This is a genomic window from Phycicoccus sp. Soil748 (assembly GCF_001428025.1).
In the GTDB taxonomy this organism is placed as follows: Bacteria; Actinomycetota; Actinomycetes; order Actinomycetales; family Dermatophilaceae; genus Pedococcus.
The window spans coordinates 352,861-378,177 of record NZ_LMSC01000006.1; the positions used below are offsets into that span (position 1 = coordinate 352,861).

The window sequence follows — 25,317 nt, forward strand, 5'->3', positions numbered from 1 at the left end:
CGCGGTGGGGGCCTTCGTCTCGCCTGACGCCTACTTCTTCGGCGGCGGCGGCTTCTTCGTCTTTGTCGGCTTCGGGGTCGTCGCCGTCGGCTTGGGAGTGCTCGTCGGCTTCGGCGTGGACTTCGGCGGCGGCGGGGGGACGTAGCCCGTCGAGGTGTAGAGGCTCACCGTCGAACCGCGCATGGCCGTGCCGCTCGGGTCGGTGTAGACCACGATGCCGCGGGAGTAGCCGCTGTTGGTGCTGCCGGCGACCTGGGCGTTGAACCCGGCCTCCTTGAGGCGGGCCGTGGCCTCCTCGACGGTCATGCCGCCGACGAAGGGGACCGCGACCCTGTCGCCGTTGAGGATCTTGTCGCTCGGGGTGTCGAAGTCACGGATCGGCAGCCCCTGCGACGCGGCTTCCGTGAGGTCCTTCCAGATCGGCGCGGCGATGTCACCACCGAAGACGCCGGAGTAGGACTGGCCGGCGAGCGTGATGTGGCGCATCCCCTGCTGGGAGTACGGCGTGCCGACCCATACGGCCGTGGCGCGCTGGGCGGTGTAGCCGACGAACCAGGACTCGACGTGGTCGTCAGTCGTGCCGGTCTTGCCGGCCGCAGGACGGGCGCCGAGCTTGGCCCGCACGCCGGTGCCGTTCTTGATGACGCCGGTGAGCAGCTCGGTCGCGCCCTTGGCCACGTCGGGGTCGATGACCTGCTTGCAGGTGGGGGTGCCGATCTTGAGCGGCTTCTTGTCGGCCGTCGTGATCGACAGGATCGGGTTCGGGGGGCAGTACTTGCCGTTGTTGGCGAGCGTCGCGTACGAGGACGCGAGCGTCAGGGGGGTGACCACCCCGGTGCCGAGCACCGCGGAGGGGTTGCAGCCGATCTTGCTGCCGTCGCCCTGGAGCAGGTGCATCTTGGTCATGGTGTCGCGGACCTTGGTGGTGCCCAGCTTCATGGACAGCGACGCGAACGCGGTGTTGATGGAGTCGGCCGTGGCCTTCTTCAGTGGGATCGGCTTGCCGCCGACGGCGTAGTCGTTGTGGACCGACCAGCCCTTCGGGTCACCGCAGGGCCCCTGTTCCTGGTACGAGTAGTACGCAGGCTTGGTCGGGCTGGCGAACTTCGAGGGCACCGTGCCGCTGACGGGGGTGCCGGTCTCCAGCGCCCGCACGATCGCGAACATCTTGGCCGTCGAGCCGAACTGGAACCCGGTCGTGCCCTGGTACTTGGTGTCGACGTTCCAGTTGACCTGGGTGTACCCGTAGGAGCTCTGCTCCTTCTTGGTGGTCGGGTACTTGCTGTTCTGCACCATGGCGAGGACACGGCCCGTGCTCGGCTCGACGATGGAGGCGGCGCTGCCGACCATCTGCGACAGGCCGAGCTTGGTCTTGTCTGCCGCGTCCCTCGGCAGGGCGTGGTTGGCGAACGGCACCTTCTTGAGGACGTCCTGCCGTGCCTGCGCCTGCACGGTGGCGTCGAGGGTCGTCTGGATGGTCAGGCCGCCCCCGGTGAGGTTCTTGATCCGCTCGGGCGTGGACTTCCCGAGGGCGTCGAGGCCGTGGTTGCTGGTGTCCTTGAGGTACTCCATGACGTAGTTGCAGAAGTACGGCTCGCTCGAGGCCATGCAGTTGCTGACCGGGTTCTTGACCTTGAGCATCTTCTTGACCGGGACGGCCTTCGCGGTCTTCCACTGCTTGTCGGTGACGATGCCCAGGTCGTGCATGCGGTCGAGCACGACGTTGCGGCGCGCCTGCGCCCGCTCGGGGAAGTGGATCGGGTCGGTGCGGCTGGGGTTCTGGACGAGGCCGGCGAGCAGGGCCGCCTGCGACAGGTTGAGCTTCGCGGACGGGATGCTGAAGTAGTGCTGCGACGCGGCCTCGACGCCGTACGCCAGGTCGCCGTAGTAGGCGAGGTTCATGTAGCCCTGCAGGATCTGGTCCTTGGTCATCTCCTTCTCGAGGGTGACCGCGTACTTGATCTCCTGGATCTTGCGGGCGGCGCTGACGCGGACGGCAGCCTTGGCCGCCTCCTCGTCGTTGTTGCGCAGCGCGTTCTCCTGCAGTGTGAGCTTGACGAACTGCTGCGTCAGCGTCGAGGCGCCCTGGGTGTCGCCGCCCTGGGCGTTGGACACGGCCGCGCGCAGGATGCCGCGGGGGTCGACGCCGCCGTGCTCGTAGAAGCGGCTGTCCTCGATGGCCACCTGCGCCTTGCGCATGATGGGCGCGACGTCCTTGAGGTTGACGATGATGCGGTTCTCCTGCTGAGGCGTCGCCAGCACGTTGCCCTTGGCGTCGACGATCCGCGACTGCTGGGACAGCGCCGAGGCGGTGAACTCGCCCGGGAGGTCGTCGAACATCTTCACCCCGGAGGTGGCAGCGCTGCCCGCCGCACCCACTGCGGGGATGAGCAGGCCGGCTGCCAGCAGGCCCATGACCATCGCCGAGGCGACGAAGGCTCCGAGCAGGCTGACGACATTGCCGAGGTTGGTGGCGCGTCCAGACATGCCGACAGGGTAACTGCCGAAGGTGAGCAGACCGGCCGTGCGCGCCCGGGGAGGTGCGGCGCCGTGTCGGGCACGTGCAGCCTGGACGGCGCCGACCGGTGGTGCGGTGGGTGGTCCAGAGGGTGGTCCCAGAGTGGTCCGAGGGTGGTCCGGTTGGGCCGTCTGGCGGGTCCTTTCGGACCCCTCGGGACCTGGTCATCGGGGTCCACCGGACATGGCTAGGAATGACTAGTCCCTTCGGACATCGCAGAACTACACGAATGGGCCATGTCGTTGCAGTGCCAACCCTTCCTATGGTTTCAGCACATCGAGACGGACATAAGGCGCACGCACATGCACCTTGAACAGCAGCATCTGGAGGCACTGGGATGACGATCGCACCGGCCCGACCCACCCGACAGGGTGCTGCGAACGGCTGGGTCGAGGACTGGGCCCCTCTGGGCTCCTGCTCCACCGCCGACCCCGACGCCCTCTTCGTCCAGGGCGCGGCCCAGCAGACTGCCAAGGTCGTCTGCCAGCGGTGCCCCGTGATCGCCGAGTGCCTGGCGGACGCCCTCGACAACCGCACCGAGTTCGGCGTGTGGGGCGGGATGACCGAGCGTGAGCGCCGGGCCCTGCTCAAGCGCCGCCCCAACATCACCTCGTGGGCCAACCTCTTCGCAGCCGCGCGCGGCCAGTCCCGCGACGAGCAGAGCGCCTGAGCGCGCCGCTCTCCACCAGCCACCCGGGCCGGTCACCTCTTCGGGAGGAGGCCGGTCTGAGGTCTTTCCGGGGCAGGTCCGGGGCGGGCACGTCAGCCGTGGGCGCCCGGTCGGGGGGTGGGTCACCGACCGGGGCGGTCAGTAGGCGGGCGGTCAGCGACCGGGCGGTCAGCGACCGGGCGGTCAGCCGCCGGTCAGCGCGGTGGCGACCTCGCGCAGCCCCTCGAGGTCGTGGATGTCCTGGGCCGCGGCCGGCACCTCCACGAGGGGTATGCCGGGGTGCCCGGCCGTGAAGCGGGCCACCTGCCGCTGCTGGCGGTCGGCCGTCTCCGCGAGGGTGGCATGGAGGCGCAGCAGCCCCTCCGTGGTGGCGGTCGTCGAGGTGGTCGTGCCCGCGTCGCTGTCGGCGAGCTGCTCGGCGGCGGCCAGCGCCCGTGACGCACTGAGCGACGGGGCGGCGACGCGCTGGACGCGGTTGACGACCAGGCCCGCGAGCGGCATCCCCTCCTCGTCGAGGCGACCGGCGAAGTACGACGCCTCGCGCAGGGCGTCGCGCTCGGGGGTGGCGACGACGACGAACGCCGTCTCGGCCGCCTTGAGCAGGGCGTAGGTCTGGTCGGCCCGCTCGCGGAACCCGCCGAACATGGTGTCGAGGGCCGCGACGAACGTCTGCACGTCCTGCAGCAGCTGCCCACCGAGCAGCCTCGACATCGTGCTCGTGGCCACCTGCACCCCCACGCTGAACACCTTGAGCCCGGCCCGGCCGCCGGCCTTGGCCGGGGCCGTCAGCAGCCGGATGAAGCGGCCGTCGAGGAAGGACCCGAGCCGCTTCGGGGCGTCGAGGAAGTCCAGCGCCGAGCGGGACGGCGGGGTGTCGACGACCACGAGGTCCCACCGGCCGGTGCGGTCGGCCTCGGCCCGCAGCTGCCCCAGCTTCTCCATGGCCATGTACTCCTGCGTGCCCGCGAAGGAGCTGGAGACCGCCTGGTAGAAGGGGTTGGCGAGGATCTGGGCCGCCTTGTCCGGGGCGGCGTGCTGCTCCACCACCTCGTCGAAGGTGCGTTTCATGTCGAGCATCATGGCGTCGAGCGAGCCGCCCTCGGCGCCCGCGCCGGCGACCGGCCGGGGGGTGTTGTCGAGCTCGGTGAGGCCGAGCGACTGGGCCAGCCGCCGGGCCGGGTCGATGGTGAGCACGACGACCTTGCGCCCGTGCTCGGCGGCCCAGAGGCCGAGGGCTGCCGCGGTGGTCGTCTTGCCGACGCCCCCGGCGCCGCAGCAGACGACGATCCTGACCTGCTGGTCGGCCAGCAGGTCGCCGAGGTCGAGGCCCGGCGCAGTGGCGGGGGCGGTGCGGCGGGCGGGCATCAGATCATCCCCTGCTCGGCGACGGCGTCCGCGAGCACGGAGATGCCGCCGCCCTCGGTGCCCTCGGGCAGCAACGGCAGCCGTACGGTGAGGCGCCCCTCCTGCGCGAGGATCGCGTCCTGCTCCCGCTCCAGGGCGAGGCGGTCGGCGTGCTCGGCGGCATCGGCGAGCAGTCCGCCGACCACGGTCGCGGTGGCCCGGACGCGCACCGAGGACAGGTCGGCGGTGACGCGCTCGGCGAGGGAGCCGGTGCGTCCGGCACGGACGGCCGCGAGGTCGCGGTCGGACAGCAGCGGGTCGCGCAGCTGGTTCACCACGATCGCGCCCAGCGGGAGGTCGGCGGCGCGGAGCTCGGCGAGCGCGTCGACGGTCTCCTGCACCGGCATCTCCTCGAGCAGCGTGACGACGTGCACGGCCGTGGTGTGGCTGCGGACCATGCGGGTGATCGACTCGGCCTGGGAGTGGATCGGACCGACCCGGGCGACGTCGGCGACCTCGGCGTTGACGTTGAGGAAGCGGACGACGCGGCCCGTCGGCGGCGCGTCGAGGACGACGGCGTCGTAGGCGAGCCCCCCGCCTCGGCCGCGCCGGCCGGCGGCCTCGTACACCTTCCCGATGAGCAGCACGTCCCGCAGGCCGGGGGCGATCGTCGTCGCGAAGTCGACCGCCCCGAACTTGTCGAGCAGCCCCATGGCGCGGCCGACCTTGTAGAACTTCTGGAGGTACTCGCCGAGCGACTGCTTGGCGTCGACCGAGATGGCCCACAGCTCGCCGCCGCTGCGGTCGTGCACGATGCGGGTCTCGGTGTGGCCGAGCGGCGGCACGTCGAACGTCTGCGAGATGCCCTGGCGCCCCTCCACCTCGACGAGCAGCACCCGTTTGCCCTGGCGGCTCAGGCCGAGCGCGAGGGCGGCGGACACCGTCGTCTTGCCGGTGCCGCCCTTGCCCGTGACGACGTGCAGGCGGACCTTGGACGGGTCGTGCCCCGCCCGGTCCTCGGAGCCTGCGCGGGCCGCCGCCGCACCGCGCACGGGTCGGTCCACGGGCGCAGGCATGGGGCCCAGCCTAGGAGGCGAGCAGGTCCACGGCCGCGGCGACCTCGGCGAACGCCGGGTGCTCCGGGTCGATCAGCCCGTAGTGGCCGCCGGTCTCCACCGGCATGAGGCGCACGGAGGGCCCGCGGTGCTGCGCGGCATACCGGGTGGTCAGGTCGAACGGCACCACCTCGTCGTCCACGGCGTGCACGAGGATGACGGGCACCGACGGCGAGAGCCGCGCCGGGTCGGCCTCGGCATAGGCCTCCGGCACCTGCGCGGGGGTGCCGCCCAGGAACGCCGGTATGGCGCCGCCGCCCACCCCGGAGGCCTCGCCGTGGGCGAGGTCCAGGACGCCCGCGAGGCTGACGACCCCGCGCAGGCCGTGGGCCCACGGCTGCGCCGCGGCCCACGCGACGAGCTGCCCGCCGGCGGAGTGGCCGACGAGGACGAGGGGGTGGGCGAGGTCGGGGTCGCGGCGGATGGCGCCGACGGCAGCGGCGAGGTCCTCCGCGGTGCCCGGCCAGCCCCCACCCGTCATCCCGGGCCGGCGGTACTCGACCACGGCCGTCGGGTGGCCGGCGTCGGCGAAGGCCTGCGCCTGGCGGCTGGCGTGGGCGCGGTCGTAGTCCAGGCGCCAGAAGCCGCCGTGCACGACGACGACGGTCAGGGCGCGGGTGACGCGCTCCGGGAGGCGCACGTCGTAGACCTGGACCTCGTGGTCGCCGTACGCGGTCGTGCGCGTCGGCGGGGCGGCCCGCTCGTCGAGCACCTGGATGGGGTCACGCCTGCCGACAGAGGCCATGCGCCCATCCTGCCAGCGGTGGCTAGGCTGCGGGCATGCAGAAATGGGAGTACGCGACCGTGCCGCTGATCGTCCACGCGACCAAGCAGATCCTCGACCAGTGGGGCGAGGACGGCTGGGAGCTCGTGCAGGTCCTGACCGGGCCCGACGGCAACGGCCTCGTGGCGTACCTGAAGCGGGAGAAGGCCTGACCAATGAGTGCAGTCGAAGATCGCCTGGCCGAGCTCGGCCTGTCCGTCCCCGAGGTCGCCAAGCCGGTGGCCGCCTACGTCCCGGCCGTCCAGGACGGGCGCCGGATCTACACCTCCGGGCAGCTGCCCATGGTGTCCGGTGAGCTGGTGCAGACCGGCAAGGTCGGCGACGGCCACGGGCTGGTGCCCGCCGACGACGCGAAGAAGCTCGCGGAGATCTGCGCGCTCAACGCCATCGCCGCCGTCAAGGGCATCGTCGGCGACCTCGACAAGGTGACCCGGGTGGTCAAGCTCGTCGGGTTCGTCGCCTCGGACCCCTCCTTCACCGGCCAGCCCGGGGTCATCAACGGTGCGAGCGAGCTCATGGGCAAGGCCTTCGGCGACGCGGGCATCCACGCCCGGTCCGCCGTCGGCGTCGCCGTCCTCCCGCTGGACGCCCCCGTCGAGGTCGAGATCGTCGTCGCCCTCGCCGACGACTGAGCCCCTCGGGACCCGCGCGGTGCTCCGCGACTTCCCGGTCAGCGAGTCACCGTCGCTGCGTGCGCGCATCGACGCGTGGCTCGCTGACCCGGACCCGTCCTCGGCCCCCGACCCACGCCTCGCGGCGACCGTCATGTTCGTCCGCGACGGGGCGGCCGGGGTCGAGGTGTTCATGCTGCGCCGGGTCGCGACCATGGCCTTCGCGCCGCGGATGATGGTCTTCCCCGGTGGCGGGGTCGACCCCCGCGACGCCGAGGGGCAGCTGCCCTGGGCCGGCCCGACACCGGCCGCGTGGGCGCAGCTCCTGCGGGTCGACGAGGCCCGGGCGCGCGAGCTCGTCGCCGCCGCGGTCCGCGAGGTGTTCGAGGAGTGCGGCGTCCTCCTGGCCGGGCCGTCGGCCGACGCCGTCGTGGACGACCTCGCCAGTGACCACTGGCGCGAGCAGCGACGGCGGCTGCTGGACCGCGAGGCGTCCTTGTCCGAGGTGCTGGTGGAGCACGGCCTCGTGCTGCGCTCGGACCTGCTCGGCTACCGCGCCCACTGGGTGACCCCGGTGTTCGAGGCCCGCCGCTACGACACCCGGTTCTTCACCGCTGCCGTGCCCGCCGGGCACCGGGCCGACGACGGGACGACGGAGGCCGACCTCGCCACCTGGGTCCGGCCGGCCGAGCTGCTGCAGGCGTGGAGGGAGGGGGAGGCGCTCATGCTCCCGCCCACCGTGGTCGCGGTGGAGGAGGTGGCCGCCGCCTCGTCGGCCGCGGAGTTCATTGCCGAGCGTCCGGTCGTCGAGACCGTGCAGCCGGAGCTCGTCGACACCGGGTCGGGCGTCGTCCTGCGGGCGACCCTGCCGCGATGAGCGAGGCGCCACCGACCCCGTCAGCCGCCTTCGGTGCGTGGGCCGGCGGCCAGGTCACCGAACGGGCGCTGTGCGTCCTGTGCCCCAACCCCGGGCCCATGACCCTCGACGGCACCAACACGTGGGTCCTGCTCGAGCCCGGTGCCACCGACGCCGTGGTCATCGACCCCGGCCCCCTGCACGAGGAGCACCTGCGCGCAGTGGTCGCCGCGGTGGAGGCGCGCGGGGCCCGTGTCGCCCGGACCGTCCTCACCCACGGCCACGCCGACCACGCCGAGGGTGCCGAGCGCTTCGCCGAGCTGACCGGAGCGCCGACCCGGGCCGTGGGTCGTGGCCACGACGACCTCGGTGACGGCGACGTCGTCCGCGCCGGAGGACTCGAGCTGCGGGTCGTCGCGACCCCGGGCCACACCTCTGACTCCCTGTCGTTCGCGCTGCCCGCCGACCACGCCCTGCTCACCGGCGACACCGTCCTCGGCCGCGGCACCACGGTGGTCGCGCACCCCGACGGCGAGCTCGCTGCATACCTCGACTCGCTCGCGCGCCTCGCTGCGCTCACGGGCGGTGGGTCGGTGACCTCGATCCTGCCCGGGCACGGGCCGGTCGTGCCCGACGCCGCGGCGATGGTCGCGTTCTACCGGCGGCACCGCGCCGAGCGCCTCGAGCAGGTGCGGCAGGCGCTCGCCGACGGGGCGGCGCAGGCCGACGACCCCGTGCAGGCCGTGGTGGAGCGGGTGTACGCCGACGTGCCCCGCGAGGTCTGGCCGGCGGCAGCGCTGAGCGTGGCTGCGCAGCTGGAGTACCTGCGCGCCCGCCCCTGAGGAGCGGACCTAGCGGGCGCGGCGCTTGAGCCGCTCGACGTCGAGGATCAGGACGGCGCGGGCCTCGAGGCGCAGCCAGCCCCGGGTCGCGAAGTCGGCGAGGGCCTTGTTGACCGTCTCGCGGGAGGCGCCGACGAGCTGGGCGAGCTCCTCCTGGGTGAGGTCGTGGGCGACGAGGATGCCCTCCTCGACCGGCCGGCCGAACCGGGCCGACAGGTCGAGCAGCGCCTTGGCCACGCGACCGGGGACGTCGGTGAAGACGAGGTCGGCGAGGTTCTCGTTGGTGCGGCGCAGGCGCTGGGCCAGGGCGGCCAGCAGGACCTTCGCGACGGCGGGGCGGCCCGCGAGGAGGCCGTTGAGGTCCTCGTTGCCGAGGCCGAGCAGCTGGGTCTCGGCGACCGCGGTGGCGGTCATCGTGCGCGGGCCGGGGTCGAACAGGCTGAGCTCGCCGAACATCTCGCCCGGGCCGAGGATCGCCACGAGGTTCTCGCGGCCGTCGGGGGAGCGGCGGCCGAGCTTGATCTTGCCCTCGCGGATGACGTAGAGGCGGTCGCCCTGGTCGCCCTCGTTGAAGAGCACGTCGCCACGCTCGAGGCGCGTCTGGGTCATCGACTGCATCAGCGTCGAGGACGCCTCCTCGTCGAGGGCAGCGAACAGCGGGGCTCTTCTCACCACGTCGTGATCCACGGGCGACAGTGTGCCATGCGGCCGGAGGTGGCTGTCCCCGGTGACCGGGGCCCTCGTCAGCGGCGACCCGTAGGCTGGCCGGGTGCCCCGATCCGTCGCCCCTGCCGCGGCCAGCTCGCCCCGCGAGGAGTCCCCGGTCGCCCTGACCAGGCGTGCCCGGAAGATGTACCGCGTGCTCCACGAGCACTACCCCTATGCGCACTGCGAGCTCGACTTCGAGTCCCCGCTGCAGCTGCTCGTGGCCACGGTGCTGTCCGCGCAGACGACCGACGTCATGGTCAACAAGGTGACGCCGCAGCTGTTCGCCCGCTACCCCGACGCCGCCGCCCTCGCCGGGGCCGACCGCGAGGAGATGGAGGCGCTGCTCAAGCCCACCGGGTTCTTCCGGGCCAAGACCAACTCGGTGATGAAGCTCGGCGCCGACCTCGTCGAGCGGTTCGACGGCGAGGTGCCCCCGCGGATGAAGGACCTGGTCACCCTCCCCGGGGTCGGGCGCAAGACCGCCAACGTCGTGCTGGGCAACGCCTTCGGCATCCCCGGCATCACCGTCGACACCCACTTCGGCCGGCTCGTGCGCCGGTTCGGCTGGACCGCCGAGGAGGACCCGGTCAAGGTCGAGGAGGTCGTCGGCAGGCTCATCCCCCGCAAGGAGTGGACGATGCTGTCCCACGTCCTGATCTTCCACGGCAGGCGCACCTGCCACGCCAGGAAGCCCGCCTGCGGTGCCTGCCCGATCGCCCGGCTGTGCCCCTCCTACGGCGTCGGCGAGACCGACCCCGTCAAGGCGGCGAAGCTGCTCAAGTTCGAGATGGCCGAGGGGGCCGACAACCCGTATGCCGCGCGCACGGTCGACGTCGTGGCCGCAGCGGGCGGCGCGGAAGCGGCCGACGCGTCGTGACGGAGCGTCGCCAGCGTCCTGGGTGGATCGACCACGCCCACCGGGGGATCGCAGCCGCGGAGCGCGGGTTCTTCGACCGGTTCGCCCCACCGCCCAGCGGTGGTCGCCGCTCGAGCGTGCTGCTGCTCTTCGGACCGGCCGAGGGTGGGGGCGAGGACGTCGTGCTCACCGAGCGCGCCCACACCCTGCGCACCCAGCCGGGCGACATCTCCTTCCCCGGCGGCAAGCGCGAGCCGCACGACGCGTCGAACGCCGCTGCGGCGCTGCGCGAGACCCAGGAGGAGGTCGGGATCGACCCGGCCACCATCGACGTGGTCGCCGAGCTGCCCGACATCTACCTCAGCCCGCGGCGGTTCGTGGTGACGCCGGTCCTCGCGTGGTGGCGCGAGCCGGGGCACGTCGACGACATCGACCCCGGCGAGGTCCACCGCGCCGTGCGCGCCCCGCTGGCCGACCTGCTCGACCCGGCGGCCCGGTTCACCGTGACCCACCCCAGCGGCTACGTCGGCCCGGGGTTCGAGTTCGACGGGTTGTTCGTCTGGGGGTTCACTGCCGGCCTGCTGTCGGCCGTGCTCGATTTCGGTGGCCTGACCATCCCGTGGGACCGTGGGGTGGAGCGACCGCTCCCTGACCGCTACCGGCCCGGTGGCCCGCGGGACGCCCTGACCCAGACCGCGACGGAAGGCCGAGCCTGAATGTTCCTCGGACTCACCCTTCTCGATTTCCTGCTGCTGGTGCTGTTCGTCAGCTACGCCGTCACCGGCTACCGCCAGGGCCTGGTCGTCAGCGTGATGTCGCTGGCCGGGTTCCTGGCCGGCGGCGCCCTGGCCATGTGGCTGCTGCCGCTGGCGGTCAGCCAGTGGAGCGACCTCGAGACTGCGCCGCTGCTGCGGACGGTGGTGCTCATCGCCGGCGTCTTCATCGTCGCCTCCGCCGGGCAGGCCCTGGCCGTGGCCCTCGGCGGACGGCTGCGCTCGCGACTGCGGATCAAGCCGGCCCAGGTCTTCGACGCCGGCCTCGGTGCGATCGCGGTGGTGCTGTCGGCGGCCGTCCTCGTGTGGTTCATCGCCGGCGCCCTGCGCGGTGGGGCGCCCGCACCGATCGCCAGGGCGATCGGTGAGTCGCGGGTCCTGCGCGTCATCGACGGGGTGGTCCCGCCGGGGACGTCCAGGCTCTTCGCCGGATTCCGGGAGGTGCTCGACCGCGAGGGCTTCCCGCGCGTGTTCAACGGGCTCGAGGCCGAGCGCATCGCCCCCGTCGCCCCACCGGACCAGCGGGTCGCGCAGACGCCGGGGGTCCGCGACGCGGCCGCCTCGGTCATCAAGATCACCGGCGTCGCCACCTCCTGCAACCGCGGCCAGGAGGGCAGTGGCTGGGTGGTGTCACCCGGACGGGTCGTGACCAACGCCCACGTCGTGGCCGGTATGCAGTCGGCCACCCTGCGCGTGCACGGCACCGGCCGCTCCTACACCGGCCGGGTCGTCCTCTTCGACGCCAGGCGTGACCTCGCGGTGCTGTCGGTGCCGGACCTGCCGGCTCAGCCGCTGAGGCAGGGCGAGGACCTCCAGCGCAGCGACAGCGGCGTGGTCGCCGGCTTCCCGCTCGACGGGCCCTACCGCCTCGACGCCGCACGGGTCCGCGAGGTCATCCAGGCCCACGGCTCCGACATCTACGGCCGTCCCGGCGCCAGCCGCGAGGTCTACTCGCTCTACGCCCAGGTGCGTCCGGGCAACTCCGGTGGCCCGCTGCTGTCGACCGACGGCCGCGTCGTCGGCGTCATCTTCGCCAAGTCGCTCGACGACGCCAGCACCGGCTACGCCCTGACGATGGACGAGGCGCGACCCGTGCTCGACGCCGCGGCCAGCGCGTCCTCGCCGGTCGACACCGGTCCCTGCGTCGCGGGCTGAGAGCTCCCGCCCCCGCGCCGCTCGCTGGCAGCAACCGCGGCGCTCAGGCGTGGAGCGAGTCGAGCCACCCGACGAGCCGGTCGCTGACCTCGTCGGGCGCCTCCTCGGGCAGGAAGTGCCCGGCGCGCGGCACGAGGCTGCGCTCGTGGCGGCCGGTGCACCACTCCTGCGCCCCGCCGGCCGTCGAGGGCAGCACCGCGCCGTCGCGCTCACCGTGCAGCTGCAGCACCGGGACGGTGATCGGGGTCCGCATCCGGGCTGCGAAGCGCCAGCCGTCGGGGCGCGCCTGGCTGCGCACCAGCCACCGGTAGTACTCGGCCGCCGAGTGCGCCACGAACGGCAGCGCCATCGCGTCGGCGTAGACCTGGGCCTCCTCGGGCGACGGCCAGATCCCCTCGGGGGAGGCCCACTCGCGCAGCAGGCGCTGCACGTAGCCGCCGTGCACGGTCATCTGGTGCTCGGGGACGAAGGGTCGTTGCAGCCCGGCGAGGTAGGCGTTGGCCCGGGCCTGCCGGGCACTGGTGAACGACGCCCTGCGGAACACCAGCGGGTGCGGCATCGACAGCGACGCGATGGCGCGGGTGACGGTCGGCTGCAGCGTCGGCATGCTCCACGCGATCCAGCCGCCCCAGCCGTGCCCGACCACCGGCGCACGGGAGGCGCCGAGCGAGCGCAGGACACTTGCGACGTCCGTGGCGGAGGTGCGCGTGTCGTACCCGCGCGGGGGCTTGTCCGACGCGCCGTACCCGCGCAGGTCCATGGCGCAGGCGCGGTAGCCGGCGTCGGCGAGGGCCTGCATCTGGTGGCGCCAGGCCCACCAGAACTGCGGGAAACCGTGCAGCAGGAGCACGACGGGGCCCTCGCCCTGCTCGGCGACGTGGAAGCGGGCACCGTTGGCCGCGACGAAGCGGTGCTCCCACGGGCCGTCGATGAGCGCCATCGAGGCGTCGAGACTCATGCGGGGGAGTATGCCGTGCGGCGAGGTGCGCGAGCCCGCACCCGGACGCCTGCCCACTGCCGTCCACACGTTTGGGGGCCAGAAGGTGAACCCCAAGTCACCTTCTGGCCCCCAAACGCGGGTGAAAGGGGCTCAGTCGCCGGACTTGAGCGCCTGGACGGTCTCCTGGGCGTTCTTGATGGTGCGCTCCGGTTTGCCGTTGACCTTGGCGATGTTGTTCTTGCCGACCAGGGCGAGGATGCCCGCGACGGCGAACAGCAGGGCCGTGGTGATGAGGTAGCCGGCCCACTCGGGCAGCCAGATGTCGAGCACGGCGACGATGGTGTGGAAGAAGAAGATGAGGCCGAGCAGCCCGACGAACGCTGCGGCACCGAACATCGCGGCGCTCTTGCCGGCGGTCTTGGCCTCGGTCGTGATCTCCGCCTTGGCGAGCGCGATCTCGCTGCGGACGATGGTCGACATGTCGTGGGTGGCGTCAGCCACCAGCTGGCCGAGCGTGCGCTCGGGCGTGGGACCGTTCGGTGTGGTCATGTCGTCATTCCTCCGTGTGGCTGGACCTGCCGTCACGACCCTACCCAGTGCGGTGGGGAGACCGCCCCCTGGCGAGGGTGGTTACAGTCGACGCGTGGACGCCGACGACCAGGCCCGGGACCGCGGATGAGGGCGCGCGACCTGGCGCAGGAGTTCCCCACCGTCGACCTCGGCGACGACGCACTGGTGGCGGCGCGCACCATGGCCGAGAGCGGCCGGCCCGGGCTGGTCGTCCTCGATGACAGGGGGAGGGCGTGCACCGTGCTCCCGGGTTCGCAGGTGCTGCGCCTCGCGGTGCCGGTGTACGTCCAGAGCGACCCCCACCTCGCCAGGGTGTACGACGAGAAGGCAGCCGACGAGCTCTTCGGCAAGCTGTCCGGCAAGACGGTTCGCGACCTGCTGCCTGACCCCCATGACCACGCCGAGCTGCCCGTGGTCGACCCGGATGCGACGTCGATCGAGGTGGCAGCGGTGCTGGCCAGGATGCGCAGCCCACTGGCCGTCGTCAGCGAGGGCGACCGCGTCCTCGGGGTGATCACGGTCAGCCGCCTCCTGAGGGCCCTGCTGCCTGCTGCCCCGGACCCCACCGGTCATGACGAGCCGCGCGGATCGACCTCGGACGGGGAGCCAGAGCTCCGTTGACCACGTACCTCGTCGTCGCGGCATTCGCGGCTGCCTACATCCTCATCGCCACCGAACGCATCCACCGCGTCGCGGCGGCCCTCTGGGGCGCGGCAGCCATGGTCGTGCTCGGGGTCGTCGACGCGAAGACCGCCTTCTTCAGCGAGGAGACGGGCATCGACTGGAACGTCGTCTTCCTGCTCCTGGGCATGATGGTGATCGTCGGGGTCCTGCGCCAGACCGGGGTCTTCGAGTACCTGGCCATCTGGGCCGCCAAGCGTGCGGGTGGACGGCCCTTCGCGGTCATGGTGATGCTCGTGGTGATCACGGCGGTGGCATCGGCCCTGCTCGACAACGTGACCACGGTCCTGCTCGTGGCGCCCGTGACCCTGCTCGTCTGCGACCGCTTGGGGCTCAACCCGGTTCCGTTCCTCATCGCCGAGGCAATGGCATCGAACATCGGCGGGACCGCCACCCTCGTCGGTGACCCGCCGAACATCATCATCGCGAGCCGGTCGGGGCTCTCGTTCAACGACTTCGTCCTGAACATGACGCCCATCGTGGTGGTGCTGCTCCTGGTGTTCATCGGCCTGTGCCGGGTCATGTTCCGCCGGAGCTTCACCTATGACGCCGAGAAGGCCGAGGCGGTGATGGAGCTCGACGAGCGCGAGGCGATCGAGGACCGGGGGCTGCTGCTGAAGGCCCTGGTGATCCTGGGTCTGGTGCTCGTCGGCTTCGTCTCCCACTCCGCGCTCCACCTCGAACCCTCGATCGTGGCCCTCTTGGGCGCCGGGGCGGCGGTGGCCGTGTCCAGGCTGGAACCGGGTGAGTACCTCGGTGAGGTGGAGTGGTCGACGCTCGTCTTCTTCGGTGGCCTCTTCGTCATGGTGGGAGCGCTCGTCGAGGTCGGTGTGGTCGGGTCAGTGGGCCATGCGCTCACGGAGGCGGTCGGTGACCGGCTGCTGCTGGCGACGAGCGTGGTCCTGGGCGGGTCCGCCGTGCTGTCCGGGATGGTGGACAACATCCCCTACGTCGCGACCTTGGCGCCGGTCATCCAGGACCTCGTCGGGAAGAGCACTGACGCGCAGCACCAGGCTCTCTGGTGGGCCCTCGGCCTGGGCGCCGACCTCGGGGGCAACTCCACGGCCGTGGGTGCCAGCGCCAACGTCGTGATCCTCGGGATCGCGGCGCGCAACGGCCACCGCATCAGCTTCTGGCAGTTCACCAAGTACGGACTGGTGGTCACGTCGGCCACGGTCACGCTCTCGTGGGCCTACCTCTGGCTCCGCTACTTCGTGCTGGCCTGAGGCTCGAAGCAGTCGGGCACCCCGTCCCCGTCGGAGTCCAGCGCCTCCTCCTCCTCCAGACGCCGGTACACCGTGTTCCTGCGGCGCAGCACGAGCGCTGCCAAGGACGCCGAGACCACCGACCCGATCAGGACGGCCAGCTTCGCGTGCTCGAGCCGGTCGGTCTGGTCGGCGAAGGCCAGCTCGCTGATGAGCAGCGAGACCGTGAACCCCACGCCCGCCAGCAGGGAGAGGCCGAGCACGTCCCACCAGGACAGGTCGTCATCGAGCCGGGCCCGGGTGAAGCGGGCCACGGCCCAGGTCCCGGCGAACACCCCGACGAGCTTGCCCAGGACCAGGCCGGCGACGGCACCCAGGACCACGGCGTCGGTGACCGCCGCGCCCAGGTTGCTGCCGACGACCGTGACGCCGGCAGCGAAGAACGCGAAGACGGGGACCGCCACGCCTGAGGACAGGGGGCGCAGGCGGTGCTCGAAGTGGTGGGCGACATCGGCGGAGGCGTCGAGCGTGCTCGCCCGGGGGACACTACGCCGCGGCCGGACCGGCACGGTCAGCCCCATGAGGACGCCGGCAACCGTGGCGTGGATGCCGGACGCGTGGACCAGCGCCCAGACGGCGACGCCCAGCGGTACCAGCAGCCACCAGTGGGTGATGCGCCGCTGGACGAGAAAGGCGAACGCGGCCAGGGGGATGGCTGCCAGCGCGAGCATCGGGAGGTCGAGGTCGCTGGTGTAGAAGATGGCGATGATGCTGATGGCGACCAGGTCGTCCACCACGGCCAGGGTCAGCAGGAAGCTGCGCAGGGCCGATGGAAGGTGCGTCCCCACGACCGCGAGGACCGCCAGGGCGAAGGCGATGTCGGTGGCCGTCGGGATCGCCCACCCACCCAGGGCGTCTGCGTCCGCTCCCAGGCCGGTGACGGTGACGGCGTACACGATGGCAGGGACCGCCACCCCGCACAGGGCCGCGGCGACGGGCACGGCCGCCTTGGCGGGGATGCGCAGGTCACCCACGAGGAACTCCCGCTTGAGCTCGAGGCCTGCCACGAAGAAGAAGATCGCCAGCAGCCCGTCGGCTGCCCAGGTCCCGAGCGTGAGATCGAGGTGCAGGACGTGCGGACCGATGGTGAAGTCCCGGAGTCCCTCGTACGTCTCGTGCCACGGGGTGTTGGCCCAGACGAGCGCGGCGACGGCCGCCACGAGCAGGATGGCGCCGCCGACGGTCTCGGTCCGCAGGGCTCTGGCGACGTACTGCGCCTCCTGCCAGGTCGAGCGGGCGAAGAGGCGCGGGCGCAGGGGGTTCAGGCTCACGGAGGCCTTCCTTGGTCGGCGAGGAACAAGACGCTGCCACTCGCTGGGGCAGCGACGCCGACCAGACTTCCCGGCTCACCAGCACCAAGGGTATCCGGCGCGGCCGGCGCGGTGCTCCCGCGACCAGCTCGCGGGACCACTGGCGCCCCGTGGCTCAGCGGGCGGTGAGCCGCTCGACCCACTCGGCCGGCCAGGGCGCGCTCGACGGGCGCCCCGGCCCGGTGCGGTCGAGGTGCACGGTGACGTAGCGGCCGCGTACGGCGCGCTCGCGGGGCGCGCCCTCGAACTCCTCGCCCCAGACCTCGAACTCGAAGGTCATCGAGGAGGTCCCGAGCTCGGTCACCGACACGGTCGTCGTCACCTCCTGGCCGAAGAACAGGGGCGCCTCGAAGTCGGCCTCGTAGCGCACCCTCGGGGCCACGGGGAAGTAGCCGTCGAGGCCCCGCTCGCGCGTCAGTGACGCCTCGACGGACTCGACCAGCCGCAGCACGGTGCTGTTGTGGTAGATCCCGGCTGCATCGGTGTCGACCCACTCGATGCGCGAACGCAGGGTGGCGCTCGCGATGACGGGACGGTCCAGTGCGGTCACGCCGACACGGTCTCAGGAGCCGCCTCGGCCGCCCCCACCGACCCCGGCCGCCACCGCAGGTGCACGTCGCCCGAGTCGCCCTCACGCAGGAGCGCCAGGCGCGGCGGCACCTTGTCGGTGCGTGACGTCGGCGGCCGCCGCCGGCCGGCCTGCCACTGCACCGGCCACTCGGCAGCGGGTCCCGCGTAGTCCTGCTCCGCTGCTGCGTGCAGGGTCCACTGGGGGTCGTAGAGGTGGGTCCGGCCGAGCGCGCACAGGTCGGCGCGTCCGGCGAGCAGGATCGAGTTGACGTCGTCGTGCGACGAGATCGCCCCGACCGCGATGACCGCCACCCCGGCCGGGCGGGCGACCTCGTGACGGATCCGGTCGGCGAACGGCGTCTGGTAGGACCGCCCGAACGCCGGCTTCTCGTCCTTGGTCACCTGCCCCGACGAGACGTCGATGGCAGCTGCGCCGTGCTCGATGAAGGCCCGCGCGATCTCGACCGCGTCGTGCTCGGTGTTGCCGTCCGGCGCCCAGTCGGTGGCCGAGATGCGCACGGTCACGGGCACGTGGTCGGGGACCACGCCGCGTACGGCGTCGAACACCTCGAGGGGGAAGCGCAGGCGGTTCTCGAGCGAGCCGCCGTACTCGTCGGTGCGGACGTTGGAGATCGGCGACAGGAACGACGAGAGCAGGTAGCCGTGGGCGGCGTGCACCTCGACGAGGTCGAACCCGGCCTCCACACCCCGGCGCGCTGCGTCACGGAAGTCGGCGACCACCTGGTCCATGTCGTCGCGCGTCATCTCGCGTGGAACGTGGCAGCCGTCGCCGTAGGGGAGCGCGGACGGGCCGACGACCTCCCAGTTGTCCTGGGCGAGGGGCTCGTCCATGCCGTCCCACATGAGCTTGGTCGAGCCCTTGCGCCCCGAGTGGCCGAGCTGCAGGCCGATCCTGCCGGTGCTGCGCTCGTGGACGAACGCCGTGATCCGGGCCCAGGCGTCGCGCTGCTCGTCGTTCCACAAGCCGGGGCAGCCCAGGGTGATCCGGCCCTCGGGCGACACACAGGTCATCTCCGACATCACGAGGCCCGCGCCGCCGAGCGCCTTGGACCCGAGGTGCACGAGGTGGAACTCGCCGGGCACGCCGTCGACCGCGGAGTACATGTCCATGGGCGAGAGGATGACGCGGTTCTTGAGCTCCAGCGCGCCGATCCGCGTCGGCTGGAACATCGCCGGCGCGGCCTCGTCGACCCCGCTCCCGTCGACCTCGCCATCGCCGACCGCAGCTCCTCGTGCGAACGCGGCCTGGATGCGGGCGGCGAACTCGGCGTCGCGGTCCTTGAGGTTCTCGAAGGTGATCCGGCGCGAGCGGGTGAGCAGGTTGAAGACGAACTCGTCGTGGTCCTGCCCCGCGTACATGCCGATGTTCTCGAACCACTCGAGGCTGGCCTGCGCCGCGCGCTGGGTCGACTCGACGACCGGCTTGCGCTCCTCCTGGTATGCCGCAAGGGCTTTGGGCACGGTGTCGTGCTCGTGCAGGCAGGCGGCGAGGGCCAGGGCGTCCTCCATGGCGAGCTTGGTGCCGGAGCCGATGGAGAAGTGCGCCGTGTGGGCGGCGTCGCCGAGCAGGACGACGTTGTCGTCGTGCCACTTCTCGTTGCGGACCGTGGTGAAGCTCAGCCACTTGGAGTTGTTGGTGAGGATGTGGTGGCCGCCGAGGTCGTCGGCGAAGATCTCGGCGACCCGCTGCACGGCGTGCTCGTCGGACACCCCGGGAGGGAACACCTCGTGCTCGGTACGGTCGAAGCCGGCCCGGCGCCACACGTCCTCGTGCATCTCCACGATGAACGTGGATCCCTTGTCGGAGTAGGGGTATCCGTGGATCTGCATCGTCCCGAACCCGGTGTTGCGGACGATGAACTGGAAGGCCTCGAAGACCAGGTCCGTGCCGAACCAGATGTACTTGTTGTGGCGGCGGTCGAGGCTGGGCCCGAACGCGTCGGCGTAGCGGGTCCGCACCTGCGAGTTCAGCCCGTCGGAGGCGACGACCAGGTCGTACTCGGCGCGGAGCCGGTCGGTGTCCGGCGCCTCGGTGCGGTAGTGGACCTCCACACCCAGCTCCGCCACCCGGGCCTGCAGGATGCGGAGCAGCTCCTTGCGGCTCATCGCCGCGAAGCCCTGCCCGCCGATGGTGGAGGAGCGCCCGTCGACGGCCACGTCGATGTCGGTCCAGCGCGCGAACTGCCGCTCCATGGCGCCGTAGATCGCGGTGTCGGCGCTCTCGATGCCGCCGAGGGTCTCGTCGGAGAACACCACCCCGAACCCGAAGGTGTCGTCGGGGGCGTTGCGCTCCCAGACCGTCACCTCGTGGCCGGTGTCGAGCTGCTTCATCAGGGCGGCGAGGTAGAGGCCGCCGGGCCCCCCGCCCACGATCGCGATCCTCATGACGACTCCTGCCCGGTGCGGACGGCCTGCTCGCGCAGCTTGAAGTGCTGGAGCTTGCCGCTGGTGTTGCGCGGCAGCTGGTCGACGAAGCGGACGCGGCGTGGGTACTTGTACGGCGCCAGCGTCGCCTTGACGTGGTCCTGGATCTCGCGGGCCTTCGCGTCGTCGCCGACCACGCCCTCGCGCAGGACGACGAACGCGCTGACGATCGAGCCGCGCTCGGGGTCGGGCTCGCCCACGACACCGGCCTCGACGACGTCGGGGTGCCCGTCGATGGCGGCCTCGACCTCGGGGGCGCCGATGTTGTAGCCGGAGCTGACGATCATGCTGTCGGTGCGGGCCCGGTAGAAGAAGTAGCCGTCCTCGTCCTGCACGAACGTGTCGCCGGTGACGTTCCAGCCGTTGACGACGTAGCCGAGCTGCCGGTCGTCGTCGAGGTAGCGGCAGCCGACCGGCCCGATGACCGCGAGCCTGCCCTCGGTGCCGGGCGGGACCGGCTCGTCGTCGGCGCCGAGGATCGTGGCGCGGTAGCCGGGCACGGGTCTTCCGGTGCTGCCGGGGCGGATGTCGTCGCCGGCCGCGGAGATGAAGATGTGCAGCATCTCGGTCGCGCCGATCCCGTCGATGATGGCCAGCCCGAGCTCGGCACGGATCGCCTCCCAGACCTCTTGGGCGATGTGCTCGCCGGCGCTGACCGCGGCCCGCAGGCCCTTGAGCCTGGGCAGGTGGCCGGCCTTGATGATCTGCTTGTAGGCCGTCGGCGCGGTCGCGAGGACGGTGACCCCGTGCTCCTCGACGAGCTCGGCGAGCTGGGCGGGGGTGGCTGCCTCGGTGAGCAGCGCGCACGCCCCGGCCCGCAGGGTGAACACCACGAGCATGCCCAGCCCGAACGTGAAGGCGAACGGCGCGGTGCAGGCGACGACGTCGTCGGGCTGCAGGCGCAGGACGTGGCGGCCGAAGGTGTTGTCGATCGAGAGCACGTCGCGGTGGAAGTGCGTGGTGACCTTCGGGACGCCGGTGCTGCCGGAGGTGGGTCCGAAGAGGGCGACGTCGTCGGCGGCGGTGTCGACGGCCGTGTAGCTGCCGGACTTGGCGGTGACCCGTCGGGTGAGGTCGTCGTCGGTGTCGCCGCCGTAGGGCACGACCACGAGGCCCGGGGCCACGGTGTCGCGGACGGTCTCGACGTCCTCGGTGAAGCGGTGGTCGACCAGGGCCACGGCGGGGCGCGTCTTCTCCACGACCGGGCCGAGCTCCCGGGCGCGCAGCGCGGCCATCGTGGTGACGACCACGCCGCCGGCCTTCAGCGTGCCGAGCCAGGCGGCGACGGTCCAGGGGTTGTTGGGGGAGCGCAGCAGGACGCGGTTGCCGGGCACGAGCCCGAGGTCCTCGGTGAGGACGGCGGCGACCTGGTCGACGGTCCGCAGCAGCTCGCCGTAGGTCCACACCGTGCCGTCAGGGGTGCGCAGGGCCGGCCGGTCCGGCCCGTGGGTGGCCACCGTCGCGTCGAGGAGCTCGACGGCGGCGTTCAGCCGTTCGGGGTACTGCAGGTCCGGCGTCGTGAACTCGAGCGTGGGCCACTGCGCCATCGGCGGGAGGTGGTCTCGCGCGAAGGTGTCGGTGTGCCCGCTCGGCGAGAGCGTGGCCGTCGCGTCGGCGGCGTGTGGCGTGGTCGACATCAGTGACCTCCGGAGGTGGCGCGGATCATGCCTTCCTGGACGACGGTGGCGAGGTGCTCACCGTCGGGGGTGAAGAAGCGGCCGAGGCCGACACCGCGACCGGAGTCGGCGGCCACCGCCTCCTGCGCGTAGAGCAGCCAGCCGTCGAGGGCACCCGGTGCCGGCGGCCGGTGGAACCACATGGCGTGGTCGAGGCTGGCGGTCACCAGACCGGGCTGCGCCCAGGGCAGGTCGAGGACGCGCAGCACCGGCTCGAGGATCGTGTAGTCGCAGACGTAGGCGAGGGCGGCGAGGTCGCGCTGGCTGTCGGTGAGCCCGTCGACCGGGCGCAGGGCGTCGAACGGCTTGACCCACAACGCCTGGTGCGGCGCGCTGCCGCCGTCGACCTCCAGGTAGACCGGTCCGGGCACGTGGCGCATGTCGAAGCTGCGCCCGCCCGACCAGTACGCCTTGGACTCCCCGGTCATCGTCGAGCCGTCCCCCGGCTCGCGGTCGGCGAGGTATGCCGCGGAGCTGGGCAGCGTGTCCGGTGCGGGGACGTCGGCCGGTGCCGACGCGGCGTACCGGCCTCCGTCCTCCCCGGCGGCGAAGCCGACGAGGCACGTGTAGGCGGGCTTGCCGTTCTGGAACGCCCGCACCTGCCGGGTGGCGTAGCCGCGGCCGTCGCGCAGGACCTCGACCTCGTAGGTGACGGGGGCACCGATGTCGACCGGGCGCATGAAGTAGCTGTGCATCGAGTGCATGGTCTTGCCGTCGGTCACCGTCAGCATGGCTGCGGCCGCGGCCTGGGCGACCATGTCGCCGCCGTACGCCTTGGGCCACGGGCACGGCTGGGTGGTCGCGGTGAACGCGACGTCGAAGTGCTGCGCCGCAACGGGTTCGAGGGCCAGGGCGTTCGTGACGACCTCGGACGTCGGGTGCGTCACGGGCGGTCCGCCCAGTGCCGCAGGTCGGCGTCGTCGACCTGCGGGAGGTTGACGACGATGTTCTCCGGCGTGCGGGTGGTCATCCAGGTCAGGGGGTTGTTGCGGTCGAGGTTGCACTCGACGTGCGGCATGAACGGCGGCACGAAGACCCAGTCGCCCTCGGCCATGTCGATGTAGTCCTCGAAGCGCCCGCCGAAGTAGATCCGGGCGCGGCCGGACAGCACGTAGCCGCCGGTCTCGGCCTCGCCGTGGTGGTGGGGGACCGAGCGGTAGCCGGCCTCGTTGCTCACCTTGCCGAACCACAGCCGCTTCGCCGGGGTGTGCTGGATGCTGACGCCGGAGATCCGGCTGGCGCCACCGGACTGCCCGGTGTCACCACCCTCGGAGCCGCCGCGGGTGACGACGGGGACGACCAGGCCGTTCTCGTTCGCCCAGGCCGAGGGGTCGCCCTCGAGCTGGTACTTGCTGAAGTCGGGTTCCACGGGGGCTCCTTCGTCGGTCCGGGCAGTGGTCTGGGCGGTGGTCTGGGTGCTGGTTCGGGTGGTCGCCGCGGTCGTCGGTCAGGTCAGGCGGATGGTGTTGCGCAGCAGGCCGATTCCCTCGATCTCGGTCTCGAGGACGTCGCCGTCGCTGAGGAAGCGCTTCGGGTCGCGGGCGACGCCGACCCCGCCGGGGGTGCCGGTGAGGACCAGGTCGCCGGGGCGCAGCACCGTGAAGGTCGAGATGTAGGCGAGCAGGTCGGCGGCGTCGAAGACCAGGGTCGCGGTGCTGTCGCGCTGCACCTCCTCGCCGTTGACCCGGCAGGTGACCGTGAGGCCCGCAGTGGGGTCGACCTCGTCAGGCGTCACGACGACGGGGCCGGTGGGCGTGGAGCCGTCCCACGCCTTGCCCTGGAACCACTGCAGCGTGCGGTACTGCCAATCGCGCACCGAGACGTCGTTGGCCACCGTGTAGCCGGCGATGGCGGCCGTGGCGGTCGCCCGGTCGGCGCCCCTGAGGGTCGTGCCGACGACCACGGCGAGCTCGGCCTCCCAGTCGACGTCGGTGCCGGCGAGGAGCCGGACGTCGTCGGTGGGGCCGACCAGGCTGTCGGCGTACTTCGCGAAGAGCGTGGGGTGGCTGGGCAGGTCGCGGCCGGTCTCGCGGATGTGCTCCCCGTAGTTGAGTCCGCAGCAGATGACCTTGCCGGGGTGGGGAAGGGGGGCCAGCGGCTCGGCGCCGTCGAGGACGTCGCCGGTCAGCGTGGCCGGGTCGAGGGTGCCGCCGGCGGCGAGGAAGGCGGACAGGTCCGCGGCATACCGGTCCGTCCCGGGCAGCAGGAGCGCGCGCCAGCCGTCGTCGGTGAGGGCGGCGGCACGGGTGGTGCCGGCATGGGCGACGGTGCCGAGCTGCATATAGCGAGATTTTCACGACCGTCGTCAAACGTCAATAGGTCCGCTAGGCTCGAGGACCACCGGAGCACGCCCACCGACCTGGAGGTCCGATGTCCGCCCACCCGCTCACCCCGGTCCCCGTCAACCCCGCCTCGCTGCCGACGCCGAGCGGCTACTCGCACGGGACGCTGTCGGGCAACACGTTGTACCTCGGAGGGCAGACGGCGCTCGACGCGCAGATGCAGATCGTGCCGGGCGGGATCGTCGAGCAGTTCCGGCAGGCGTTCTCCAACGTCCTGGCGACCCTGGCCGAGGCCGGCGGTGTGCCCGAGGACCTCGTGAGCATCACGATCTACCTCACCGACATCCCGGACTACCAGGCGCACGGGCGCGAGATCGGCCGCGCCTGGCGCGAGCTGGCCGGGCCGGTCTACCCCGCGATGGCCGGCATCGGCACGACGGCGCTGTGGCAGCCCGAGGCCCTCATCGAGATCGTCGGCGTCGCCGTCATCCCTGACGAGCGGCTCCTGCCTCCGCGGTGACGAAGTCGTGGGCCGGGCCCGCGAGCACGCGGTGCAGGGCGAAGAACGTCTCGGCCGCCCTCGTGCCCGACCACGAGGCGGGCAGCAGGTCTGTGGGCAGGCCCGGGTCGAGGTAGGGAAGCCGGCGCCACGCCGTGAGGGCGCGCACGTAGTCGGCGAACGCGTCCGGCCCGGACGGCACCTCTCGTCGGGCGGCCCACGCCTGCCGGGCGGGCTCGTGGGCCTCGAGGAAGTCGGTGTAGAGCTGCTCCAGCGTCACGAGGTCCCACCACTGGGCGACCTTGGCCGCCGGGTCGCCGAAGGCGAGGTACTCCGCGCGGAAGAGGTCGACGTACGGGTGGAGCCCGTCGCCCAGCAGCACCTCGCGCGCGTCGTCGGCGAGGTGCCCGGGGGCGATCCACACCCCCGACGACACCGTGCCGAAACCGAGCCAGGACAGGCGCGATCGCAGCGCATGCCGCTTCTGCCGCTCCGACTCGGGCACGGAGAAGACGACCACCACCCAGTCGTGCGCCTGCTGCTCGCGGCGGGCGAAGATCCGGCGGTCGCCGACCTCGAGCACCGCGCGGGCGTACTCCGACAGGGCGTAGCCGGCGACGCCACCGCGGCGCTCCGCCTCGACGATGCCGCGGCGCTTGAGCCGCGACAGCGACGACCGCACGGCCTGCTCGTCGACACCGGCCGCCGCCATGAGGCGGATCAGGGCGCTCACGCTGATCCAGCCGCCGAACTCGCGGACGTAGAGGCCGAGCATGGTGACGATGAGCGCGCGCGGCGGCAGGGGTCCCCGTTCGCTGCCGCCCTCGAGCTCCGTCGTCGTCACGGG

The 25,317-nt window shown here is 72.2% G+C and carries 26 protein-coding genes; 11 read left to right on the forward strand and 15 right to left on the reverse strand.

Annotated features, from left to right (window positions below):
* Positions 1-30: 30 nt before the first annotated feature.
* Complete coding sequence (locus ASG70_RS06690; RefSeq protein WP_056883046.1) at positions 31-2,487, reverse strand: transglycosylase domain-containing protein; 2,457 nt, start codon at positions 2,485-2,487, stop codon at positions 31-33.
* 368 nt (positions 2,488-2,855) lie between these two features.
* On the opposite strand from ASG70_RS06690, the gene ASG70_RS06695 reads away from it, so the two are divergent.
* Positions 2,856-3,188: a WhiB family transcriptional regulator gene (locus tag ASG70_RS06695; protein WP_056883047.1), complete on the forward strand. Its 333-nt coding sequence runs from the start codon at positions 2,856-2,858 to the stop codon at positions 3,186-3,188.
* A gap of 183 nt (positions 3,189-3,371) precedes the next feature.
* On the opposite strand, the gene ASG70_RS06700 is transcribed toward ASG70_RS06695, so the two are convergent.
* Genes ASG70_RS06700 through ASG70_RS06710 form a run of 3 tightly spaced genes read right to left on the reverse strand, consistent with a single transcriptional unit; the run spans position 3,372 to position 6,392 of the window.
* Positions 3,372-4,553: an ArsA family ATPase gene (locus ASG70_RS06700; RefSeq protein WP_056883048.1), complete on the reverse strand. Its 1,182-nt coding sequence runs from the start codon at positions 4,551-4,553 to the stop codon at positions 3,372-3,374.
* Complete coding sequence (locus ASG70_RS06705) at positions 4,553-5,608, reverse strand: ArsA-related P-loop ATPase (protein ID WP_082590213.1); 1,056 nt, start codon at positions 5,606-5,608, stop codon at positions 4,553-4,555. The genes ASG70_RS06700 and ASG70_RS06705 overlap by 1 nt, the downstream gene beginning before the upstream one ends.
* A 10-nt stretch (positions 5,609-5,618) precedes the next feature.
* Positions 5,619-6,392, reverse strand: a complete 774-nt coding sequence (locus ASG70_RS06710) for a S9 family peptidase (RefSeq protein ID WP_056883049.1) — start codon at positions 6,390-6,392, stop codon at positions 5,619-5,621.
* Positions 6,393-6,427: 35 nt separating this feature from the next.
* Between ASG70_RS06710 and ASG70_RS19220 the strand changes: the two genes are divergently transcribed.
* From ASG70_RS19220 to ASG70_RS06725, 4 genes are read left to right on the forward strand one after another with little or no spacing between them, the layout of a single operon-like run.
* Positions 6,428-6,583 carry a DUF4177 domain-containing protein gene (locus ASG70_RS19220; protein ID WP_140742397.1) on the forward strand — a complete coding sequence of 52 codons (156 nt, stop codon included), beginning with the start codon at positions 6,428-6,430 and terminating at the stop codon, positions 6,581-6,583.
* 3 nt (positions 6,584-6,586) lie between these two features.
* On the forward strand, positions 6,587-7,063 hold the full coding sequence (locus ASG70_RS06715; RefSeq protein WP_056883050.1) for a RidA family protein: 477 nt from the start codon (positions 6,587-6,589) through the stop codon (positions 7,061-7,063).
* A 19-nt stretch (positions 7,064-7,082) separates the two neighbouring features.
* The gene (locus tag ASG70_RS06720; RefSeq protein ID WP_082590215.1) at positions 7,083-7,919 is read left to right on the forward strand and encodes a hypothetical protein; all 837 of its coding nucleotides are present in this window, start codon (positions 7,083-7,085) and stop codon (positions 7,917-7,919) included.
* The gene (locus tag ASG70_RS06725; RefSeq protein ID WP_056883051.1) at positions 7,916-8,740 is read left to right on the forward strand and encodes an MBL fold metallo-hydrolase; all 825 of its coding nucleotides are present in this window, start codon (positions 7,916-7,918) and stop codon (positions 8,738-8,740) included. Before ASG70_RS06720 ends, ASG70_RS06725 begins: the two co-directional genes overlap by 4 nt.
* A gap of 9 nt (positions 8,741-8,749) precedes the next feature.
* Here ASG70_RS06725 and ASG70_RS06730 read toward each other — a convergent pair whose 3' ends face one another.
* Complete coding sequence (locus ASG70_RS06730) at positions 8,750-9,427, reverse strand: Crp/Fnr family transcriptional regulator (protein ID WP_056883052.1); 678 nt, start codon at positions 9,425-9,427, stop codon at positions 8,750-8,752.
* Between the two features lie 163 nt (positions 9,428-9,590).
* Here ASG70_RS06730 and nth point away from each other — a divergent pair, with 163 nt between their 5' ends.
* The 3 genes from nth to ASG70_RS06745 are packed head-to-tail and all read left to right on the forward strand — an operon-like array spanning position 9,591 to position 12,232.
* Complete coding sequence (gene nth / locus ASG70_RS06735) at positions 9,591-10,325, forward strand: endonuclease III (RefSeq protein WP_082590217.1); 735 nt, start codon at positions 9,591-9,593, stop codon at positions 10,323-10,325.
* Positions 10,322-11,020 (forward strand): CoA pyrophosphatase, encoded by a 699-nt coding sequence (locus ASG70_RS06740; RefSeq protein WP_235531376.1) that lies wholly within the window; start codon positions 10,322-10,324, stop codon positions 11,018-11,020. Before nth ends, ASG70_RS06740 begins: the two co-directional genes overlap by 4 nt.
* The gene (locus ASG70_RS06745; RefSeq protein ID WP_056883053.1) at positions 11,021-12,232 is read left to right on the forward strand and encodes a MarP family serine protease; all 1,212 of its coding nucleotides are present in this window, start codon (positions 11,021-11,023) and stop codon (positions 12,230-12,232) included.
* Positions 12,233-12,275: 43 nt separating this feature from the next.
* Here the strand turns inward: ASG70_RS06745 and ASG70_RS06750 are convergent, their stop codons facing one another.
* Both ASG70_RS06750 and ASG70_RS06755 read right to left on the reverse strand, forming a co-directional pair.
* The gene (locus ASG70_RS06750) at positions 12,276-13,190 is read right to left on the reverse strand and encodes an alpha/beta fold hydrolase (protein WP_056883262.1); all 915 of its coding nucleotides are present in this window, start codon (positions 13,188-13,190) and stop codon (positions 12,276-12,278) included.
* Between the two features lie 132 nt (positions 13,191-13,322).
* Positions 13,323-13,721: a phage holin family protein gene (locus ASG70_RS06755; protein WP_056883054.1), complete on the reverse strand. Its 399-nt coding sequence runs from the start codon at positions 13,719-13,721 to the stop codon at positions 13,323-13,325.
* Between the two features lie 126 nt (positions 13,722-13,847).
* On the opposite strand from ASG70_RS06755, the gene ASG70_RS06760 reads away from it, so the two are divergent.
* Both ASG70_RS06760 and ASG70_RS06765 read left to right on the forward strand, forming a co-directional pair.
* Positions 13,848-14,363 (forward strand): CBS domain-containing protein, encoded by a 516-nt coding sequence (locus ASG70_RS06760; protein WP_056883055.1) that lies wholly within the window; start codon positions 13,848-13,850, stop codon positions 14,361-14,363.
* Positions 14,360-15,649 carry an SLC13 family permease gene (locus ASG70_RS06765; protein ID WP_056883056.1) on the forward strand — a complete coding sequence of 430 codons (1,290 nt, stop codon included), beginning with the start codon at positions 14,360-14,362 and terminating at the stop codon, positions 15,647-15,649. The genes ASG70_RS06760 and ASG70_RS06765 overlap by 4 nt, the downstream gene beginning before the upstream one ends.
* Here the strand turns inward: ASG70_RS06765 and nhaA are convergent.
* The 7 genes from nhaA to ASG70_RS06800 all read right to left on the reverse strand — a co-directional run bounded on the left by nhaA (position 15,631) and on the right by ASG70_RS06800 (position 23,970).
* Positions 15,631-16,959 carry a Na+/H+ antiporter NhaA gene (gene nhaA, locus ASG70_RS06770; RefSeq protein ID WP_056883057.1) on the reverse strand — a complete coding sequence of 443 codons (1,329 nt, stop codon included), beginning with the start codon at positions 16,957-16,959 and terminating at the stop codon, positions 15,631-15,633. The genes ASG70_RS06765 and nhaA overlap by 19 nt on opposite strands.
* Before the next feature lie 154 nt (positions 16,960-17,113).
* Complete coding sequence (locus ASG70_RS06775; protein ID WP_235531377.1) at positions 17,114-17,548, reverse strand: thioesterase family protein; 435 nt, start codon at positions 17,546-17,548, stop codon at positions 17,114-17,116.
* Positions 17,545-19,974 carry a bifunctional salicylyl-CoA 5-hydroxylase/oxidoreductase gene (locus ASG70_RS06780; protein ID WP_056883058.1) on the reverse strand — a complete coding sequence of 810 codons (2,430 nt, stop codon included), beginning with the start codon at positions 19,972-19,974 and terminating at the stop codon, positions 17,545-17,547. Before ASG70_RS06780 ends, ASG70_RS06775 begins: the two co-directional genes overlap by 4 nt.
* Positions 19,971-21,650, reverse strand: coding sequence for an AMP-binding protein (locus ASG70_RS06785; RefSeq protein ID WP_056883059.1), 1,680 nt, complete (start codon positions 21,648-21,650; stop codon positions 19,971-19,973). Before ASG70_RS06785 ends, ASG70_RS06780 begins: the two co-directional genes overlap by 4 nt.
* Entirely contained in the window at positions 21,650-22,576 is a 927-nt protein-coding gene (locus ASG70_RS06790) for an acyl-CoA thioesterase II (protein WP_056883060.1), read from the reverse strand. The genes ASG70_RS06785 and ASG70_RS06790 overlap by 1 nt, the downstream gene beginning before the upstream one ends.
* Entirely contained in the window at positions 22,573-23,058 is a 486-nt protein-coding gene (locus tag ASG70_RS06795) for a cupin domain-containing protein (protein WP_056883061.1), read from the reverse strand. Before ASG70_RS06795 ends, ASG70_RS06790 begins: the two co-directional genes overlap by 4 nt.
* Positions 23,059-23,136: 78 nt before the next feature.
* Positions 23,137-23,970 (reverse strand): fumarylacetoacetate hydrolase family protein, encoded by an 834-nt coding sequence (locus ASG70_RS06800; protein WP_056883062.1) that lies wholly within the window; start codon positions 23,968-23,970, stop codon positions 23,137-23,139.
* A gap of 89 nt (positions 23,971-24,059) precedes the next feature.
* On the opposite strand from ASG70_RS06800, the gene ASG70_RS06805 reads away from it, so the two are divergent.
* Positions 24,060-24,491: a RidA family protein gene (locus ASG70_RS06805; protein ID WP_056883063.1), complete on the forward strand. Its 432-nt coding sequence runs from the start codon at positions 24,060-24,062 to the stop codon at positions 24,489-24,491.
* Here the strand turns inward: ASG70_RS06805 and ASG70_RS06810 are convergent.
* A complete protein-coding gene (locus tag ASG70_RS06810) occupies positions 24,457-25,314 on the reverse strand; it encodes a PaaX family transcriptional regulator C-terminal domain-containing protein (RefSeq protein WP_056883064.1) in 858 nt (285 codons plus the stop codon). The two genes, ASG70_RS06805 and ASG70_RS06810, sit on opposite strands and share 35 nt — an antisense overlap.
* Positions 25,315-25,317 lie beyond the last annotated feature (3 nt).